Genomic DNA, 19,538 nt, shown 5'->3' with positions numbered 1-19,538 from the left:
GATAACCATGGGGGACAAGGGCAAGCTGCCGCCGCTCGACGCCACGTACTCCACGACCAACTTCGAGAGCATGTCGTACGAGGACATGCTCGCGATGGTGCGCAGCGTGGACCCCACGGCGATCATGGGCCGGGGAACCGCACTGATCGACGCGCAGACCGAGATCGAGAAGATCGGCACCGAGCTCAAGGAGCACGTCAGCCGCACCACGTGGAAGGGCAAGGGCGGCGACGCCTTCCGCGAGTGGGGCGACGACTTCGCCAAGCAGACCATCAAGCTGGCCGACTACGCCGGCGCCGCGGGCACCTCGCTGCAGACGGCCGGCCAGGCGCTCAGCGAGGTCAGCAAGGTCATCCAGGGCCACTCCGACGCCACGGGCATGTGCTACGCGGACGAGGAGAAGGAGAAGGCCCGGCTGAAGGCCGTCGACAAGGCGCGGAACGAAGCGATTCCGCAGATGAACAAGCTTGCCTCGTACTACATGATGGCGCAGCAGACGATCTCGTCGCAGGAGGAGCCGGTCTTCAAGCCGCTGCCGGAGGCGGCGTTGCCGGAAAAGCCGGTCGGTGGCGGCAAGTCGAGCTACGGGCCTTCTTCGGGTGGTAACTCCGGCACACACTCGGTGTCCACTGTGCCGATCACCGGTGGCTCGGCGGGTGCCGGCGGTTCGGCAGGCACCTACCACCACGTCACTACGCAGCCCGTCGACGGTGGCTCGTCCTCGGTCACCAACGTCTCCGCCCACACGCCGCAGCATGTCGGCGTGGACCCCGTGGCACCCGGCGCCCCGGACACCACGGGCACCAACATCGACACCGTGACCATGCCGGAGGCCCCGCCGGTCACGGCGACCCCGCCGACGAGCGGCCCTCCGCTCACCCAGGTCGGCGGCGGTGGCGGGCAGAACAACATCCCGCCCGTGGTCCTGCCCACGCAGACGGGTCCGACCGGTCCCGGCGGGAACCGGCGGACGATTCCGGTCGGCCCCAGTACCGACGGGAACCTCCGCACGAACCCCATCGGCCCCGGTGCCGACGGGAACCGGCACACGACGACGCCCGTCACGCCGGTGGGCAGGGGCGGCGCCGAAAGCGTCCGGCCCCCCATCACCCGGGCCGACCCCGGCATCCACGGCGGGACGCCGGGCCGGTCCGTGACCGGCCCCGTCGCGGGCGGACAGCGCGGAACGGTCATCGGCGGCGAGCACCCGCCGGCCGGCCGTTCGATGATGGGCGGTCACGGTATGGGCGCCGTCGGCTCGCCCGCGGGGCGTGGCGGAGTCGGCGGAGCCGCCGGTTCGCGGCGCCTGGTCACCCAGCCCGGCGGCGCGGTGGGGGAAGCGCGCGGTGGCGGCGCGGGTCGGGAGTTCACGCCCGGCGGCAGCGGTCTCGTCCGCGATCCCGCGCGCCCGGGTGCCATGGGTCCGATGGGCGGTGCGATGGGCGGGTCCCAGAGCGCTCGCCGGCGTCCGCAGCGGCGCGACGGCGAGAACCCGGACTACCTCGTGGAGGACGAGGAGACCTGGGCCACGGGGGACGACGTGGTCCCGCCCGTGATCGACTAGCAGCCGGTATCCGAGCACCGATGCCGGTGGGGCGGACAGAACACGAGTGGGTGGCATGAGGTCAACGGTCTGGCGACGGCGCGGTCGGACGTCAGCGGTGGTGTCCGCGCTGGGGGCCCTGCTCCTCCTGGGCGGCGCCGTCGCCCCGGCCGCGTCGGCGGACACCATGCGCGACCGCCAGTGGTACCTGGACCGGATGCAGGCCCCGGCGATGTGGAAGGTCAGCACCGGCAAGGGGATCACCGTCGCCCTGCTCGACACCGGGGTGATCCCCTCCGTCCCCGAGCTGACGGGCAAGGTGCTCATGGGCAAGAACTTCATGGAGCCCGAGCGGGGAGCCCACAAGGACAAGAACGGGCACGGTACCGCGATGGCGATGCTGATCGCCGGCAACGGGGCCAGCGACCAAGGCGTGAAGGGTCTCGCGCCGGATGCGCGCATCCTCCCGCTGACCGTTTTCGGCTCCTCCAAGGAGTCGGGAACCAACAGCGTTCCGGCGCTGACCGAGGCCATCCGGTACGCCGCGGACAGCGACGCCCAGATCATCAACATGTCGCTGGCCTTCGAGTACTACATCATCGATGCCAAGGAACGAGAGCAGATCCAGCAGGCGGTGGACTACGCCATCGAGCGAGGAAAGCTGCTTCTGGCGGGTACCGGCAACTCCGGCACGAAGGGGAACGACGTCGGGTATCCCGCGGCCTCGCTCGGCGTCGCGGGCATCTCCGCCATCGACCAGACCCTCCACGTGACGAAGTTCTCGGTCTCGGGCCCGCAGGTGGCGCTCGCCGCCCCGGGTAAGGACATCCCCATCCTCTGCGGTGGCGGCATGGCAGGCTACTGCAAAAGCTGGGGTACCAGTCAGGCAACCGCGATCGCCTCCGCGTCCGCAGCCCTCATCTGGTCCATGCACCCGGACTGGACCGGCAACCAGGTCCTGCGCGTCCTCATGAACACCGCGGGCAAACCGGCCAAGGGCAAGATCCCTAGCCGCTACCTCGGCTACGGTGCGGTCCGCCCCAGGTTCGCCGTCCTCGGCGGCAAGGTCGAGCCGGGCCCCCCTGACGTGAACCCCTTGGTCGCCGCCCGCGCAACCGCGTCCCCGTCGCCCAGCGTCTCCGCCTCCGCATCCCCCTCGACCTCGAAGAAGCCCGAACCGTCCGCCACCCCCGCCGCGAAGGACGAGGACGGACAGGGCGGCGGCACGGACACGACTGTCTGGATCGTCGTCGGAGCTGTCGCGGCCGTGATCGTCGTCGGCGGCGCGGTGTTCCTGATGCGCCGGAGAAGCGCCGGCCCCCGGTACTAGCCCCGTCCGAACTCCACCCATGTGCGAACCGGCAGGAGAAAGCGTGAGCGGCGACATGTTCCAGGAGCTGCAGCAGTTCCAGGAGTACATGAACAAGATGCAGCAACTGATGTCCGAAGTGCGCGAACAGATGCCGCAGAGCGCCGAGGGCGAGGACGCGCAGGGGGCCGTCACGGTCCGGTTGCTGGCGGGCGGGATTCCGGATTCGATCACGGTCGCATCGGACTGGCAGCGCAGGCAGCCTCCCGAGAATCTCGGTGCGGCGGTCGTCGAGGCGTACGGGTCCGCTCTCAGCGAGTGGATGGAGCGCTGGTCGGGTGGCCTTGAGCAGTCGGACTGGGAAGCCCGGGCCCATGAGACCGAGGACGGTCTTGACCGGCCCGCGCAGGCAGGGGCGGCCTCGGTGCCCCCGGAGGCCTTCGAGCGGGACGTGAGGTACGTCGTGCCGCGGCCCATCGAGGAAGTGGCCGAGGACGTGCTGACGGCCTTCGACGTGGTCGAGCGGCAGGACCCGGAGGCGTCCGCGCAGCCCGAGGTGAGCGGGGACTCCGCCGGCCGCCGGGTCGTGATCACCCTCGGTTCGCAAGGGCTCGCCTCGTGCGAGGTGGAGCCGGAGTGGGCCGCCCGGCAGTCGGTCGTACGACTGAACCAGGCACTTGCCGAGGCGCTGGCCGACGCGCGCGCGAAGTTCGGCAGCGCCGGGACCAGCGGCCCGGACGCCGTCGCCGACCTGAATCTGGGTGGCCTGCTGGACGAGGCCATGGCGATCATGAAAAATCCGCGTCACTTCATGTAGGACGAACCCTGAGGGGGCTGAGAGCCATGGGGAAAGACCTCAAAGTCATCACCGATGCGATACGTACCGACGTGGGCATGTGGGACGAGCAGGCCAAGTCGATCGGTGAGGTATCCGCCTCCATCAAGGGGATGCATCAGAACCGGACCGAACTCGGGCTCTTCTTTCCGCTTTTCTCCTCCTACAACGACGTCATCGATCACCTCTCGACTCGATGCGGCGAAGGGCAGACCGAGATGTCGAAGATCGCCGACGAGCTGGTCAAGAACGCGAAGGCCTACGACGACCAGGAAGTGGAAACCACAAAGTCCGTCGAAGGCGCCTACTAGCTGGACACCCTCAAGGGAGGAGCATCTCGTGGCATTCAATCCTGAGCAATTCCAGGCGATCATAGACAAGTTGAACACCGGCCTCACGTCTATCACCACGCATGCGAACGAAATCGGCCCCAAGGTGGAGTCGGCGGTCAATCACTGGTACGTCCCGGACGCCGTCGCGCGGGGATGCATCTGGATCGCGGAGCAGATCATCAAGGCCGTGAACTGGGTCATCAACAAGCTTGTGGACATTTTGCAGGGGGCGTTCGCCCCCATCATCATGTTCTACAACGCCATGCAATGGCAGGGTGAGGAGGTGCGGGGGAAGGCCTCCGGCGTGGCGTCCTCCACGCAGAAGTACAACCTCACGTCTCCCAAGTACTGGGAGGGGGAGGCGGCGACCACGTACACGAATGCCGTCTTTCCCCAATCGGCCGCTGCCGCTCAAGTCGCCTCCAGTGCCAGCACGGTAGCGGGATGCCTGGCTGCCTGCGGAGTGGCGGGACTCGCCTTCTACACCGCGGTAGGAGTCTTTGTCGCCCAGTTGATTCCCGTCCTTGCCGCTTCGGCAGTCGCGGCCGCTTCTGTGGTGGCCCTGCCCGCTGCCGGAGCCGCTGCCGCGGCGGAAGCGACGCTCGGGCCCGCGGTCATCGGGGGGGCCGTGCTCGCTCTGCTGACGGTGATCGGCGCCGAGGCCACGACGATGTCCCAACTCACTGGCGAAAGCACCGACAAGAGCGCCTTCCCGAACGGGGGCCACTGGCCGGTCGGAACGGTCTGACATCCCTGTTCCGCCGCTGGTCGCACTGATTCTGAAAGAGTGATCGGTGTTGCTTCTTTCGCGTTCTTGAGGATGTGGATGTGAACAGAACTCGTGTAGCTCTCTGGGTAATCGCGCTGGCGTCATACGTGTGGCTGTCGCTGCCGTTGCTCACGGCCGACATGGACAACCTCCCCCCCAAGAGTGCGGTCGGCGTTCTTTCCCTCCTGGCGGTCTGCTGCCCTGTGCTCGCAGAGGTTCTTCGAGTCCGTCGGAGGAAACGCGACAGGCCGGGGCAGACATCGATCCCGAGTTGGCCGCACACGACGGCAGACAGCCCGACGTGGCAACCTGAAGCGCCAGTTGCCCAGCACGTGCTCCCCACCCGAGGAGCAGACGGAGCAGACATCATGCCCGCAGCTCCCGGTGCGGACTCCGAAGGACTGTTCATCCCCGCCGAGCGGGCGCGCCGGGGCGGGGTCTACCTCCTGGCGGCTCTTGCGGGTGTGCTCGGCCTGGTGGCTCTCGAAGCGCTCATCATGTTCGTGGTGCTCGTACTGGTCTCGGGTGAAGGCATCGGGTCCATGGGCTGGGCGGGCGTCAGCGGGTACATCGGCCTGCCCCTGTTCTTCGCGGTGGTATTCCTGCTGCCGATGGCGGTGCTCATGCGGCTGCTCCCGGGCATGCGCATCGACGCGACCGGCGTGACCAAGGTGTGGCGCAAGCGCAGTCGGACGATTCGCTGGGCCGACATCGACCAGGTCCGGTTCAACAGTCGGCGGAGCTACCTGATGATCGTGCTGAAGCCGGGCGTGAACCCCGGGAAGCCGAACGACGGCGGCGGGCCGCGAGCGGTTCTCCACTCGCTCGGACACGCCCTCTGGCGCCGCCGGAGGCCCGGCCGGGCCGACCTGATCATCGAGGCGGTCGAACGCTTCGCCCCGGGTACGTACATCGCCGAGCCGTGGCCCGTGGCCAAGAAGGGCCGCGCGCGCGGGACGGGCGCCCCGGCGTAACGAGCGGGCGCCCCGGCGCGGCCCGTGCCTCAGTCCTCCTCCGGCTCCAGCCACCCCGTCTGGATCAGTGCCGGCGCGCCGCGGCGGGCGACGAACATGCCCCGGCCGGGCGGCAGCGGGCGGCCCTTCACGGTGCCGAGGAGTTCGCCCTCGTTGGGGTGGCCGGACAGGATCACGCCCTGTGCGCCCAGCTCCTTGAAACGCTGCATGAACGGCTCGTACGAGGTGCGGCCGGCGCCCGCGCTGCTGCGGGCGACGATGAAGTTGACGCCGGTGTCCCGGGCGAACGGCAGGTTGTCCACCAGCTGGGCCAGCGGGTTGGCGGAGGACGTGGCCACCAGGTCGTAGTCGTCCACGATGATGAACGCCCGGGGACCGCGCCACCAGCTGCGGGTGCGCAGCTGCTGCGGGGTCACGTCCGTTCCGGGGGTGCGGCTGGTGATGAGGGTGTTCATGTCGCCCAGGTACGACTCGAACGCGTTCTGCGTGGTCGCGTAGCCGACCAGGTACGGCTCGGGCACGACCTCCAGCAGGCTGCGCCGGTAGTCCCCGACGCAGATCAGGGCCTCCTGCGGGGTGTAGCGGGCGGTGATCTGCTTGATCAGCAGCCGCAGCAGCGCCGTCTTGCCGGACTCCGACTCGCCGAAGACCGCGAACAGCGGGTCCGTGTCGAAGTCGACGTACACCGGCGCGAGGTTCATCTCGTCGATGCCGATCGCGACACCGCCGCGCGTGGTGTCCGGGCCGGTCGGCAGGTCGCGGGCGGACAGCATCCGGGGCAGCATCCGGACGGCCGGGGCGTGCGGGCCGGGCCAGTTGTCGGTCGTGGCCTTGACGAAGGCGGCCGTGGCCTCGGACAGGTCGTCGCCGCCCCCGCCCGCCGAGTCGTCGATGCGCGGCAGGGCGCCCATGAAGTGCAGCCGCTCCGCCGTCAGACCGCGGCCCGGGGTGCCGGCGGGGACGTTCTTGGCGACCTTGCGGTCCAGCTCGGAGTCGGTCGGGTCGCCCAGGCGCAGCTCCAGGCGGTTGAGCAGCTGGTCCTTGAGCGCGGCGCGCATCTCCATGTACCGGGAGACGGTGGCGACCAGGTGGACGCCGAGGCCGAGGCCCCGGGCGGCGATGTCGGCGACGACGGGCTCCAGGAACTCGTAGTCCGTCTTGAAGGACTGCCAGCCGTCGATGACCAGGAAGACGTCGCCCCACGCCTCGCCGGGCAGTTGGCCGGTGGCGCGCAGCCGGCGGTAGGTGGTGATGGAGTCGATGTTGTTGTCCCGGAAGAACGCCTCGCGCCGGTTGAGGATGCCGGCGACCTCGGCGACCGTACGGCGGATCTTCTCCGGGTCGAGCCGGGAGGCGACCCCGCCGACGTGCGGCAGGCCGTCGACGGCGACCATGCCGCCGCCGCCGAAGTCCATTCCGTAGAACTGCACTTCGTGCGGGGTGTGGGTGAGGGCGAAGGCGCTGATGAGGGAGCGGACGAGGGTGGACTTGCCGGAGCGCGGGCCGCCCACGATCAGCATGTGTCCTGCGGCGCCGGAGAAGTCCCGGACCAGGGTGTCGCGGCGCTGCTCGAACGGCTTGTCCACCAGGCCGAAGGGCACGACGAGCGCCCCGTTCCGCTGGTACTCGGGCGCGTGCAGTCCGCGTTCCGGCGTGACCGCGAGCGCGGGCAGCAGCCGGTCGAGCGAGGGTGCCTCGGTGAGCGGCGGCAGCCACACCTGGTGGGCGAGGGGGCCCTGGCCCTCCAGACGGCGGGCGATGACATCGAGGACGGTGTCCGCCAGCGCGTCGGGGGTCGCCTGTCCGGGCACGAAGGGGACGTTCGGCTCGGGCTCGGGGTAGTGGACCGCGACCGGCGCGGCGGTGAACAGGGCCGGCCGGCGGTCGATGGCGAGTTCTCCGTTGTCGGAGACCGGCGCGACCCCGGGCCGGTAGGTCCCCGACACGTACGCGGCCTTGAAGCGGGTCATCCCCTCGGTGCCGAACTTCAGGAACCCGGAACCGGGCACCGACGGCAGGTGGTAGGCGTCGGGCACGCCCAGCGCGGTCCGGGACTCGGCGGCGGAGAAGGTCCGCAGCCCGATCCGGTACGAGAGGTAGGTGTCCAGGCCGCGCAGGCGGCCCTCCTCCAGGCGCTGCGATGCCAGCAGCAGATGCACGCCGAGGGACCGCCCGATGCGGCCGATCTGGATGAACATGTCGATGAAGTCGGGCTTGGCGGTGAGCAGTTCGCTGAACTCGTCGATCACCAGGACCAGCGAGGCCAGCGGCTCCAGCGGGGCCCCGGCGGCGCGCGCCTTCTCGTAGTCGGTGAGGTTGGCGTAGTTGCCCGCCGCCCGCAGCAGTTCCTGGCGGCGCTGGAGCTCACCGGTGATGGAGTCCCGCATGCGGTCGACCAGGGTGAGGTCGTCCGCCAGGTTGGTGATGACCGCGGCGACGTGCGGGAGCTCCGACATTCCGGCGAAGGTGGCGCCGCCCTTGAAGTCGGCGAGGACGAAGTTGAGGGTCTCCGACGAGTGGGTGACCGCGAGGCCCAGCACCAGGGTGCGCAGCAGCTCGGACTTGCCGGAACCGGTCGCGCCCACGCACAGCCCGTGCGGGCCCATGCCCTCCTGCGCGGCCTCCTTGAGGTCGAGCATGACGGGGGAGCCGTCCTCGCCGACACCGATCGGCACCCGCAGCCGGTCGGCCGTCGAGCGCGGCCGCCACACCGTGTTGGTGTCCACCGCGGCGGGGTCGCCGATGCCCAGCAGGTCCGTGAAGTCCAGGTTGGCGAGCAGCGGCTCGTCGTCGTCCCCGCCGCTGCCCATCCGGAACGGTGCGAGCTGGCGGCCCAGGGCCTCCGCGGTCTCGACGGGCAGGAGGTCCGGCGTGCCGTGGTAGGAGACGCTGGCCGATTCCAGCCGCAGCCGGCCCGGCCGTACGGCGATGTGCAGCCCGCCGCGCGGCTCGTCCAGCTCCTCCGGGACGACCTCCACCACGGTGACCCCCTGGAGCCCCTCGGCGGAGGCGAACAGCGAGTTCTGCGGGACGACGCCGCCGTCGAGCACGAGGACCACGTGCGGCTGGTCCAGGAGCGGGGTGCCCTCGCGGTTGAAGCGGGAGCGGCCGTCCAGGGTGTGGTGGAGCAGCGCCTCGACCTCGGTCAGGTCGTCGCTGAACAGCCGCTTGGTGCCGGCCCCGTCCGACGTGCCGGGGGCCTGGGTGTGCGGGAGCCACTTCGTCCAGTCCCACTGGTCCGTCACGTCCGTGGACGCCACGACCGCGACGAGCAGGTCCTCGGGCGAGTGGAGCGCGACCAGTCCGGAGATCATCGCGCGCGCGGAGCCGCGTGCCGAGCCCGGGTCGCCGGAGACCACGACGTGGTAGAAGGCGCGCAGGGACATCGCCATCGGGAGCCGGTCCACCGCGCCGTGGGCGGTCAGGAAGCGGTGCATGGCACCGGCCGACAGCGGCTCCAGTTCCTCCACCGGCGCGGTGGTCGGCGCGACGAGCGGGGTCCACAGCTGCTGCGGGCCCAGGCCGACGCGGACCTGCCCGAAGTCGTCGTCGGTGATCCGGCGCTCCCAGAGCCGCCCGCCCTCGGCGACCAGCGACCACAACTGGTCCGGGTCCGGGTGCAGGTAGAACTGCGCGTCGCGCTGGGCCCGTGCGGTGCGCCGCACCTTGCGCCGGGTCTGCCCGAGGTACTTCAGGTAGTCCCGGCGGCCCTGCGCGGCCTCGCCCTGGGTGCCCTTGCGGTACCGGATCATCTGCGCCACGGCCATCGCGACCGTGGACATCAGCATCATGACGCCCATGATCTTCATGAACGGCTGGGAGCCGGGCATGAAGAAGAACACCACCGACGAGCCCATGCCGAGCATCGGCAGGAGCTGCATGGCCATGCCCTCCTGCTGCCCGCGCGGCAGTTCAGGAGGAGCTTCCAGCCGCAGTTCCGTGGCGGACGTCTCGGGCGGCATCGCTCGGGGCGGGCGCTTGACGACGATCTGGGTCACCGGCGAATCAGTCCCTCAGTGCGGCCCGGAGAGTTGTGGGCCGGCACCCCCGTGGCAGCGACCTACCTCCGCGCGCGGATCATCCTAATGTAGGCACGGAAGGGGGCCCCGATAGGGTGACGCCCTGCGGGCGTACGACGGCGCTGTGCCGACACGGCCCGCCCAGCAGCACGGCGTGCAGCGAACGAGGGGACCCCACAGGTGAGTTCGACCCTGACAACCACCGGCTTCTGCCGCATAACGGTCGTGGCGCCGGACAGTCGTATCGACGTCGCCCTGCCGGACGACGTCGCCGTCGCCGATCTCCTCCCGGAGATCCTGCGGCTGACCGGCCAGGAAACACCCGCGGGAGCGCCTCCGGGCTACCACCTGACCCGCCGCGACAACACGGTCCTGGACGCCACCCACACCCTGGGCGTCCAGCGCGTCCTGGACGGTGACGTGCTGCGGCTGAGGCCGTTCACCGAGTCGCTGCCGCCGGCCGTCTTCGACGACGTGGCCGACGCGGTGGCCTCCGCCGTCCGTCGCGACCGGGCCCTGTGGAGCGACCAGCTCCTCGGTGTCGCCGGTCTCTCCGGCGGGGCGCTGCTGCTCGTCCTCATGGGCTTCGTGGTCTGGTTCGCCGACCCGGTCCGGCACGACATGCACGGACTTCCGGGCATCGTCGCCGCCGCCGTCGGCGTCCTGCTCGCCGTGCTCGCCGGGGTCCGCGCCCGGCGCTACGACGACCGGGCCTCCGCGGTCGCGCTCGGCCTCGCCGCCCTGCCGCACGTCATGATCGCCGGGTCCGGGCTCCTCGCCCTCGACCCGGGCACCGGGATCGGACGCCTCCAGTTCATGCTGGGCTGCGCCGCGGTGCTCCTGGTCTCCGCCGGGCTCGTCGTCGCGATGCCGACGGGCGACGCCCCGTTCGTCGCCGTCGTGTTCGCCTCGGCGGCCGGCACCCTCGCCACGTTCCTGTCGATCGTCACGGAGGCCGACCCGCGCGAGGCGGCCGCCGTCTGCGCCGTCGTCGCGATCGGCCTCGTCGCCTTCCTGCCCGGCCTCTCCGCACGGGTGGCCCAGCTGCCCATCGGCTACGCGGCCCCGCGCCCCACGACGGACGCCGACCTCGACGGCGAGGCCGGCCTCGGCGACCCCGACCCCGTCGACACCGAACGCATCGCGGCCCGGGCCCGGCGCGGGCACGAACTGCTGCTCGGCCTCGTCGGCGGCTGCTGCGTCGTGGTGGTCGCCTCGGCCGCCGTCCTCGGCTTCTCCTCCGACACCTGGGGCCGGGCCCTCGCCCTGGTCGCCGGAGTGGCCATGCTGCTGCGCGCCCGCCTCTTCCGCTACACCTCGCAGGTCGCCGCCACGCTGAGCGCGGGCATCGTCGCCCTGGGCCTCCTGGTGCTCGGGCTCTCCCTCAACCCGCCGGCCGACGCCGTCGTCAAGCTCCTGACCGAGAACGACCGGGGCCCGCTCGACATCCGTACGCTGTGGCTCGCCGCGGCCGTCACGGCCGGCGCCGCCCTGCTGACCGGCATCGCGCTGATCATCCCGAAGAAGGGCCTCTCCCCGTTCTGGGGCCGCATGTCCGACCTGGCCGAGGTCCTGCTCCTGCTCGCCCTCGTGCCCCTCTGCCTGGCCGTCCTCGACCTGTACTCCGCGGCCCGCTCCATGACCAGCTGAGCGCCGGGCCCCGCAGCCGCCGCGGGGCCCGACGCGCCTCGGAGCCGTACAAAACGTTCCGTCTCCCCGGGCGCCGCACCTGTTCGATTACAGTGCTGCGCAGTTACCGCACAGTCGCACAGGGGAACGAAACCACGGCATACGGGAGTGGCGCGGTGAGCACAGGGATCACGGCCGTCTGGGGCCGGGCCGAGCAGCAGGACTTCCGCAGCCGGGTCCGCGGCGCCCTCCTCGGCGGCGCCGTCGGTGACACCCTCGGGGCCGGTGTCACCGCGCTCACCCTGGAGGAGATCCGCGCCGCCCACGGGCCCGACGCCGTCACCGGCCTCGTCCCCGCCCACGGCGCGCGCGGCACCGTCACCGCCGCGACCCAGCTCACCCTGTTCACCGTCGACGGGCTGATCCGCGCCCAGGTCCGCCGCGACACCGGCGCCTGGCACCCGCCCACCGACGTCCACCGCGCCCACCTGCGCTGGGCCGCGACCCAGCGCGACTGGGGGCCCGACGAGCGCCGCAAGGACAACGGCTGGCTCGCCGGGCAGGAATGGCTCTACGCCCGCCGCGACCCCACCCGGGAATGCCTCAACGGCCTCGGCGACGACATCATGGGCACCCTGGACCGGCCCAAGCACCCGGCCGCGCACGACGCCGCGGCGCTCACCCGCTCCGCACCGTTCGGGCTGCTCGTCGGCTGGGAGCCCCAACTGGTGTTCCAGCTCGCCGTCGAGTGCGCCGCGCACACCCACGGCCACCCCACCGCCCTGCTCTCCGCCGGCGCCTTCGCCGTCCTCGTGCACGGACTGGCGCGCGGCGAGACCCTGGACGGCTCCGTCCAGCACGCCCTGGGGCTGCTCGCGGAGCGCCCCGGCCACGAACCCGTCACCGAGGCGCTGCGCCGGGCCCTCGGCACCGTGCGCCAGGGCATCCCGGGGCCCGCGCTCATCGAGTCCCTGGGCGCCACCGACTCCGCCGACGAGGTGCTGGCGGTGGCGGTGTACTGCGCGCTCGTCGGGGAGGACGTACGGCACGGGCTGCGGCTCGCCGTGAACCACGGCGGGCCCTCCTCGGCCACGGGCTCGCTGTGCGGGGCGCTGATGGGCGCGATGCACGGCGAGACCGCGCTGCCGCCGGACTGGCTCGTGGAGCTGGAGGGGCGGGCCACCCTCCTCGAACTCGCCGACGACTTCGCCATGGAGATGACCCAGGGGCCCGCCCTGCACAGCCCGGCCACCGCCGCCCCGGGCTGGCTGGCCCGCTACCCGCGCTGAGCCTCCCCCTTCGTGCCCTCGGCGGCGGTTTCGACGCCCTCGGGGCCGCCCTGCGCCGGGACGGCGGCCGCGCCGGAGGTCCCGGGGCCGTCGGCGTTGATCAGCTCGATGAGCGCGTCCCGTTCCGGGGTGTCCTCCGGGCGTACGAAGCCGATCACGATGTACAGCACCAGCGAGATCGCCAGCGGCAGCGCCACCTGGTACTGGAGCGCCACGCCCTCCTTCACCGAGCCGTCGATGTCGTAGTTGGTGAAGAAGAACGCCAGCAGGCCCGCCGCCCAGCTGGTGAGCGCCGCCGTCGGCCCCGACCGGCGGAAGCGGCGCAGCAGCCCCAGCATGAACGGGATCGCGATCGGGCCCATGAGCCCGGCGACCCACTTGATGACGACGGAGATGATGTCCTTGAACGTGGGCGAGTTGATCTGCGTCGCCAGCGCCATGGACAGGCCGAGGAAGCCCAGCGTGGACAGGCGCGCGGCCAGCAGCCCGGCCCGGCTGCTCCACTCGCGGGCGGCCTTGGAGAACACCGGGGCGATGTCCCGGGTGAAGACGGCCGAGATCGCGTTGGCGTCGGAGGAGCACATGGCCATCGTGTGCGAGAAGAACCCGACGACCACGAGGCCCAACAGCCCGTGCGGCAGCAGCTGTTCGGTCATCAGGGCGTAGCTGTCGGAGGCGTCCGGCTTCTGCGCGTCCACCAGCAGCGGGGCGCACCACATCGGGAAGAACAGCACCGTCGGCCAGACCAGCCACAGGACGGCGGAGAGCCGCGCCGAACGCGTCGCGGAGGCGGCGGAGTCGGTGGCCATGTAGCGCTGGGCCTGGTTCCACATGCCGCCGTTGTACTCGAAGGTCTTGATGAACAGGTACGCCAGCAGGAACGTCACGGTGTACGGGCCGGCCGTCGGGTCGGCGTGGCCCTCGGGCAGCTTGTCCCAGACCGTCCACAGGGTGCTGAAGCCGTCCAGCTCGTGCATCGCGGTGATGAGCATCGCGAGCCCGGCGAGCAACTGGATGACGAACTGCCCCAGTTCGGTGAGCGCGTCCGCCCACAGGCCGCCGACCGTGCAGTAGACGGCCGTGATGATGCCGGTGATGAAGATGCCCTGGGTCAGGGAGATGCCGGTGAAGACGGACAACAGGGTGGCGATGGCCGCCCACTTCGCGCCGACGTCCACGATCTTCAGCAGCAGCCCGGACCAGGCCAGCGCCTGCTGCGTGGGCACGTTGTAGCGGTCCTTCAGGTACTCCAGCGGCGAGGCCACGTGCAGCCGCGAGCGCATCCGGTTGAGCCGGGGCGCGAACAGCTTCGCGCCGATGCCGACACCGATCGCGATCGGCAGCGACCAGGTCACGAAGGACGTGACGCCGTACTGGTACGCGATGCCGGCGTAGCCCGTGAACATCACGGCGCTGTAGCCCGACATGTGGTGCGAGATGCCGGACAGCCACCACGGCATCCGTCCGCCCGCCGTGAAGAAGTCGCTGACGTTGTCCACACGCTTGTGGGACCAGAGCCCGATCGCGATCATCACGCCGAAGTAGCCGATGAGCACGACCCAGTCGAGACTGTTCATGTGTCCCCTCCGGGGGTCCGCCTTATGAACGGGATACGCACTTCGCCAGTACGGCCGTCTCAGCGGTGTCCCCTTGCGGGAGCGGGGACTTCGGGGATTGAACCGTCTGCCCGGGGCCCCGGTCAAGGACTCTTTCGGTCAGAGATGTGAACGCAGATCAGCAAGTCGAACGATTTTGCTCGTTCTTGACCCACGGAAGCGTTGTCGTGAACGTGACGGCGGCCACACGATGAGCGGGCGCTTCGCCAGGCTGTGGGCGCGTACAGGCACGAAAAAGACCGCACGGGATGCGGGTCCCGTGCGGTCGAGAAGGAGGGGAACTGCCGGAGGAGAAGGCCGGCCCGGAGGTGCGAAAGCCCTCTCGGCCAGGACGGCGAGCCGGTCGAGAGGGCCTGGCCCGGGCTGCGGCACGAGCCGGCAGCCGAACCGCTCGGTCTCAGTACTGGGCGGTCCGGGTGACGTCCGAGAGGAACGCCGACCAGGTCTTCGCGGAGAAGTCGAGGACTCCGCTGCTCACGCTCTTCGAGTCGCGGACCAGCAGCGCGTGACCCTCCGCCGCCTTGACCTCCACGCAATTCCCGTTCGCGGAATAAGAGGACTTGGTCCACTCCGCCAGTGCGTCCTGCCGAATCACCATAATGACTCCGATGGTTGTGCCGGTCGTTGGGCGTTGCGCCCAGCCGCTGCGCCCAGCGACTTGTGAAGGGACGCTACGCCGCAACATCATCGGACGTGAGTGGCGTTCACTCGTTCGGATGACATGAGCCGCTATTGTCTTCCGGCACAACCTTGCGGAGGTGTACCTTCCGCGCCGCCTCCCAAATCCCCCCGGCAGGCGACGAATTGTTCACGCTTCGCAGTTGTCCGCCGTCTCCAGAATGAACGCGCGGGACTGCTCCGCGCTCAGTGCCTTCGCGCGCAGATGCTCGTACATCACCGCATAGCTCTGGACATCGGGCGCCTTTTCCAGATACAGGTCGCTCGTGATGCCTTCGAGGTAGACGACGCTCGCGTCCATGTCCTCCTGGAATTCCAGGATCGTGTAACTCCCGTACATCCCCGGGTGCGCGCCGACGGTGTACGGCAGCACCTGGAGCGTCACGTGGGGCAGCTGGCTCAGCTCCGCCAGGTGCCTCAACTGGTCCGCCATGATCTGCGGGTTGCCCACGACGCGGCGCAGCACGGCCTCGTCGATCACGGCCCAGAACCGCAGGGGCTCGACCGGATCGGTCAGCCGGTCCTGGCGCTTGATACGGATCTGGATGCGCTTGTCGATCTCGGTGGGCGTCGCCTCCGGCCACATCCCCTCGATGGCCGCCTGCGCGTACTCACGCGTCTGCAGCAGGCCCGGGACGATCAGCGACTCGTACACCCGCAGCGACGCCGCGTCGGTCTCCAGACCGATGTACACGCTGTACGGGATGTCCCCGAACGCGTGCCACCAGCCCTGCTGGCGCGAGTCCTTGGCCATCTGCATCAGCGAGTCGACGACCCGGTGGTCCTCGACCTCGTACACCCCGCAGAGATCGCGCACATCGCGCTGGCTGATGGAGCGGCGGCCGTTCTCCAGGCGGCTGATCTTCGACTGCGAGACCAGCAGCCGCTCCGCCACCTCCTCGGCCGTCATTCCCTTGACCTCGCGCAGTCGGCGCAATTCCTGACCCAACCGGCGTCGCCTGACGGTGGGATTGACGTTGGACGGCACGGAAACGGCACCTCCGGCTATGTAGCTGTGCGTATCTACTGCTGAGCAGATTGCCACCCATGCCCCCGGCCGCGCTGGGAAACGGCCACACAAAGCGGCGCGGGGCAGTCGGTGGTATCGACTGCCCCGCGCCCTGGTGCGGCTCCCGAACCGGGTCCGAGAGGACGACGGTGCGGCGTTCTGCGGTTGTTGACGCGATGGTGCGGGTGGTGCCGGGTGCGCGCGGTGCGGACCTAGTGGGCCGCGGTGTGCGCCATGCTGCCGCGGTGTGACTGCGACTGCACTTGCGGTTGCAACGGAACGCCCGCCGCCTGACCGCGGCGTGGCTGCGCGACCGCCCCGTTCTGGACGTCCATCACGGCGTGCGCCACGAGACCGCCCATCGGGTCGTGCCTGATCAGGTCCCGGAGCCGGGAGCGTGATGAACGCCCCTCGTTCCCGGGGTACAGGTGCTTGCCGAGTCCGACCGCGTGGGCCAGTGCGGCGAGCGCCGCGGTCCGCGGGTCCGGCGGTACGCCGGTGCGGATCGCACTGTCCAGCCGGGACCTGATGTCCCGGCTGATCGCCGTGTCCGTCGCCTGGTAGCGAGTCGTCGGCAGCACTCCGCACATCTGGCCCGCCACGGCATGCACCATGCCGCACCGCTCCAGATGAGCGAGATAGATCTGGCGGAGCCCCAGCCGGGGTCCGCCGATCCAGTGGACGGCCCGTACCGGGCTGCCGCGCCTGCGCAGCAGTTCCAGTGCGGAGTCCAGGGTCGGATCTCCTGTCGGCCGTGGCATCACCACGGCGATACGATCCCCGTCAGGGGCTATCCGTCCTGCCAGGGCCAGCTCTACTAGCTGGGCTCCGGCGAGGCCGAGGTCGAGCGACTGCGGCTGCGCTGTGGTACCCGTGGTCGGGTCCAGAGCGAGCAGCAGAAGCTCCTCCGGAATTGTTCTGCGGCTCCTGCCCATCCATGCCTCCCCGCGTGGATGAATGACAGGGTGACCCCTCTCACATCTTCCTGTCGAGGGTGCCTGGGTGCTTTGTAAGGGAACCAGTAGGTATGTCGTTCTCGTCTAGCAGCCCGGCCAAGGGTTCACACGGGACACTGGTAGATGGTTCGGACAGCGCGGGTGGTTCCCCGCGCCGCATGGAGGAGGCATCGGTGGCGGGCGAGTCCCCCGACAAGTCGGAGCAGCAGCAGTCGTCGGGAACGACTCGGAGCGAGCGCGATCCGCGGCTCGATGTCTTCCGCGAGCCCGAACCTCCGGCGGAGCCCGGCGTCGCCGGTACGGGGGAGGAGCCGGCGTCCGTCGAGCCGGCCGGTGACTCGGACGGCGATGCGCGTACGGACGCGGCTGGGGCCCCGGAGGCCACCGAGGGCGCTGAGAGCGCCCCGAGCCCCGCGGAGGCCCCCGAGGGGGCCCCGGGCGGGCCCGAGGCGGCTGAGGGCGGCCCGGAGGCGGCTGAGGGCGTCTCGGAGGGCGCCTCGGGCGCGGACGAGGAGGCCGGGGCCGTCGAGCCCGAGGCCGAGGTTTCCGAGCCGGAGCCCGACGCTGAGCCCGAGGCCGTCGCTGAGCCCGAGGCCGCTGAGCCCGAGGCCGACGAGCCCGAGGCCGTCGCTGAGCCCGAGGCCGCTGACGACGAGGCCGAGCCCGGCACCGGTGGGCCCGAGGCGGACGACTCCGAGCCCGACGCCTCGGAATCCGCTCCCGAGGAGGGCGACGCCCGCCTCCGGGCCGCCGTGGCCGCCTGGGTGACGAAGACCGACGACGGGGACAGCGGCGCCGCCGACGACGACGCCGACCAGGCCGACTCCCCGGACGAGCAGCCCCGCGTACCCCGCTCCCGCGACGAGAAGCCGGCCCCCGAGCCGGACGGGAAGCCGGAAGCCGACGCCGAGGCGGAAGCGCCCGCCGACGACGAGAAGCAGCCCGCCGCCGAGGCGCAGGCGCCCGTCGACCAGCCCACCGCCGTCTTCAAGGCCCCCCGGCTGCCCAAGGTCGACCAGCCGACCACCGCGCTGAAGATCACCAGGTCGCCGTCGGGCCGCCCCGTCTCGGCCGAGACCGAGTCGCTCACGGAGCGCACCAGCCAGTTCGTACCGCTGCGCTCCGACGACGCACGGCCCGCGCCCGCGCCGCCCAAGCCGGAGAGCCCCGCGCCGGCACCCGGCGCCCCCGCGGCCCTCAGCGGTGCCGAGCGGACCCGGCAGCAGCCCATGCCGCCCAGGCCGCCGCTCGACCTGCTCGCCGAGCTGACGAACACCCCGCCGCCGCCGGAGACCCCGGTCCGCACCGCGGTGCGGAGGGTCAAGATCTGGACCCCGCTGGTCCTCCTCCTGCTGCTCGTGTTTGCGATCGTGCAGATGGTGCGCCCGCTGCCGGACCCGACGCTGACGATGACGGCGAAGTCGACGTACGGCTTCGAGGGCGCGGCCCCGAAGCTGCCGTGGCCCGACCAGGGCCAGGGCTACATGGCGGCCACCGGCCTCGGCAAGGTCGACTCGTTCGGCGAGCAGAAGCCGGTGCCGATCGCGAGCGTCGCCAAGGCCATGACCGCGTACCTCGTGCTCAAGAGCCACCCGCTCAAGCGCGGCGAGGAAGGACCGAAGATCAGGATCGACGCCAAGGCGGAGGCGGACGGCAAGCTCTACACCGAGGGCGAGTCCACGCTGAGCACGGTCAAGGAGGGCGACTACCTCACCGAGCGTGACGCGCTGTCGGCCATCATGATCCCGTCGGCCAACAACATCGCCCGGCTGCTGGCGCGCTGGGAGGCCGGCTCGGAGAAGGCGTTCGTCGAGAAGATGAACACCACCGCCGACGAGCTGGGCATGAAGAACACCACATACACCGACCCCTCCGGACTCACCGCCTCCACGGTCAGCACGGCCGAGGACCTGGTGAAGCTCGGTGAGAAGCTCGTCGAGTTCCCGGCGCTGATGGACATCACCAAGCTGCCGGAGTGGAAGGACCCCTCGGGCCATGTGTGGCGCAACTGGAACACGCTCGTGCCGTACGACGGCGCCCTCGGCATCAAGACCGGGTCCACCACCAAGGCGGGCGGCAACCTGCTCTTCGCGGCGCACAAGATGATCGACGGTACGGACCAGCTCATCGTCGGCGCGGTGCTGGGGCAGTACGACAAGAACTCGATCATCGACGAGGTGAACCGGGTCAGCAAGAAGGTGATGCTGGCCACCCAGGACCTGCTGGAGGGCGCCAAGGTCGTCAAGAAGGGCGACGTCGTCGGTGAGGTCGACGACGGCATGGGCCACACGACGCCCGTCGTCGCGACGAAGGACGTCAAGGCGGTCGGCTGGTCCGGTCTCACGGTCAAGCTGGAACTGACCGACGACGGGAGGACGATCCCGCACGAGGCGGTGGCCGGTACGCACGTCGGCACGCTCACCGTGGGCGAGGGACGCAGCCAGGTGAAGGTGGCCGTCGCGCTCCAGAGCGATCTGGCGAAGCCGTCGTTCGGCGACAAGCTGACCCGCCTCGGCTGAGAACCGGCGGTGCGGGGCGCCCACACGGCCGCCCCGCACCCCCGTCCGGGCAGGACGCCCT

Annotated in this window: 14 protein-coding genes; 9 read left to right on the top strand and 5 right to left on the bottom strand. The window is 70.6% G+C overall.

The window, feature by feature from the left end; translation table 11 throughout:
* The first annotated feature begins 7 nt into the window (after window positions 1-7).
* The 6 genes from OG242_RS13100 (at window position 8) to OG242_RS13075 (ending at window position 5,762) form a co-directional block, all read left to right on the top strand.
* Entirely contained in the window at window positions 8-1,564 is a 1,557-nt protein-coding gene (locus OG242_RS13100; RefSeq protein WP_405898338.1) for a hypothetical protein, read from the top strand.
* A gap of 97 nt (window positions 1,565-1,661) precedes the next feature.
* Window positions 1,662-2,873, top strand: coding sequence for a S8 family serine peptidase (locus tag OG242_RS13095; protein WP_405898337.1), 1,212 nt, complete (start codon window positions 1,662-1,664; stop codon window positions 2,871-2,873).
* A 43-nt stretch (window positions 2,874-2,916) separates the two neighbouring features.
* Window positions 2,917-3,669 carry a YbaB/EbfC family nucleoid-associated protein gene (locus tag OG242_RS13090; protein WP_405898336.1) on the top strand — a complete coding sequence of 251 codons (753 nt, stop codon included), beginning with the start codon at window positions 2,917-2,919 and terminating at the stop codon, window positions 3,667-3,669.
* A 26-nt stretch (window positions 3,670-3,695) separates the two neighbouring features.
* Window positions 3,696-3,998 carry a hypothetical protein gene (locus OG242_RS13085; RefSeq protein ID WP_405898335.1) on the top strand — a complete coding sequence of 101 codons (303 nt, stop codon included), beginning with the start codon at window positions 3,696-3,698 and terminating at the stop codon, window positions 3,996-3,998.
* Window positions 3,999-4,026: 28 nt separating this feature from the next.
* Entirely contained in the window at window positions 4,027-4,767 is a 741-nt protein-coding gene (locus OG242_RS13080; protein WP_405898334.1) for a hypothetical protein, read from the top strand.
* 389 nt (window positions 4,768-5,156) lie between these two features.
* A complete protein-coding gene (locus OG242_RS13075) occupies window positions 5,157-5,762 on the top strand; it encodes a PH domain-containing protein (RefSeq protein ID WP_405898333.1) in 606 nt (201 codons plus the stop codon).
* Window positions 5,763-5,791: 29 nt separating this feature from the next.
* Here OG242_RS13075 and eccCa read toward each other — a convergent pair whose 3' ends face one another.
* Complete coding sequence (gene eccCa, locus OG242_RS13070) at window positions 5,792-9,760, bottom strand: type VII secretion protein EccCa (RefSeq protein ID WP_405898332.1); 3,969 nt, start codon at window positions 9,758-9,760, stop codon at window positions 5,792-5,794.
* Between the two features lie 201 nt (window positions 9,761-9,961).
* Between eccCa and eccD the strand changes: the two genes are divergently transcribed.
* Together eccD and OG242_RS13060 are read left to right on the top strand one after the other, a co-directional pair.
* Window positions 9,962-11,431 (top strand): type VII secretion integral membrane protein EccD, encoded by a 1,470-nt coding sequence (gene eccD / locus OG242_RS13065; protein ID WP_405898331.1) that lies wholly within the window; start codon window positions 9,962-9,964, stop codon window positions 11,429-11,431.
* A gap of 155 nt (window positions 11,432-11,586) precedes the next feature.
* Window positions 11,587-12,699: an ADP-ribosylglycohydrolase family protein gene (locus tag OG242_RS13060; RefSeq protein WP_405898330.1), complete on the top strand. Its 1,113-nt coding sequence runs from the start codon at window positions 11,587-11,589 to the stop codon at window positions 12,697-12,699.
* Here the strand turns inward: OG242_RS13060 and OG242_RS13055 are convergent.
* The 4 genes from OG242_RS13055 to OG242_RS13040 all read right to left on the bottom strand — a co-directional run bounded on the left by OG242_RS13055 (window position 12,687) and on the right by OG242_RS13040 (window position 16,937).
* Complete coding sequence (locus OG242_RS13055; protein WP_405898329.1) at window positions 12,687-14,276, bottom strand: sodium:solute symporter family protein; 1,590 nt, start codon at window positions 14,274-14,276, stop codon at window positions 12,687-12,689. The two genes, OG242_RS13060 and OG242_RS13055, sit on opposite strands and share 13 nt — an antisense overlap.
* Window positions 14,277-14,712: 436 nt before the next feature.
* Window positions 14,713-14,913 (bottom strand): DUF397 domain-containing protein, encoded by a 201-nt coding sequence (locus tag OG242_RS13050; RefSeq protein ID WP_405898328.1) that lies wholly within the window; start codon window positions 14,911-14,913, stop codon window positions 14,713-14,715.
* 210 nt (window positions 14,914-15,123) lie between these two features.
* Window positions 15,124-15,981 carry a helix-turn-helix transcriptional regulator gene (locus OG242_RS13045; RefSeq protein WP_026243262.1) on the bottom strand — a complete coding sequence of 286 codons (858 nt, stop codon included), beginning with the start codon at window positions 15,979-15,981 and terminating at the stop codon, window positions 15,124-15,126.
* A 233-nt stretch (window positions 15,982-16,214) separates the two neighbouring features.
* Window positions 16,215-16,937, bottom strand: a complete 723-nt coding sequence (locus OG242_RS13040; protein WP_405898327.1) for a GPP34 family phosphoprotein — start codon at window positions 16,935-16,937, stop codon at window positions 16,215-16,217.
* A gap of 179 nt (window positions 16,938-17,116) precedes the next feature.
* Here OG242_RS13040 and OG242_RS13035 point away from each other — a divergent pair, with 179 nt between their 5' ends.
* Entirely contained in the window at window positions 17,117-19,477 is a 2,361-nt protein-coding gene (locus OG242_RS13035) for a serine hydrolase (protein WP_405898326.1), read from the top strand.
* Window positions 19,478-19,538: the final 61 nt, after the last annotated feature.

The organism is Streptomyces sp. NBC_00727 (genome assembly GCF_045161745.1).
GTDB lineage: Bacteria > Actinomycetota > Actinomycetes > Streptomycetales > Streptomycetaceae > Streptomyces.
This window is presented reverse-complemented; position numbering and strand designations above follow the sequence as displayed.

Coding starts and splice junctions, on each gene's coding strand:
- OG242_RS13050 (WP_405898328.1), bottom strand. CDS start 14,913: ATGGTGATTCGGCAGGACGCACTGGCGGAGTGGACCAAGTCCTCTTAT.
- OG242_RS13075 (WP_405898333.1), top strand. CDS start 5,157: ATGCCCGCAGCTCCCGGTGCGGACTCCGAAGGACTGTTCATCCCCGCC.
- OG242_RS13055 (WP_405898329.1), bottom strand. CDS start 14,276: ATGAACAGTCTCGACTGGGTCGTGCTCATCGGCTACTTCGGCGTGATG.
- OG242_RS13100 (WP_405898338.1), top strand. CDS start 8: ATGGGGGACAAGGGCAAGCTGCCGCCGCTCGACGCCACGTACTCCACG.
- OG242_RS13035 (WP_405898326.1), top strand. CDS start 17,117: ATGGAGGAGGCATCGGTGGCGGGCGAGTCCCCCGACAAGTCGGAGCAG.
- OG242_RS13040 (WP_405898327.1), bottom strand. CDS start 16,937: ATGGGCAGGAGCCGCAGAACAATTCCGGAGGAGCTTCTGCTGCTCGCT.
- OG242_RS13085 (WP_405898335.1), top strand. CDS start 3,696: ATGGGGAAAGACCTCAAAGTCATCACCGATGCGATACGTACCGACGTG.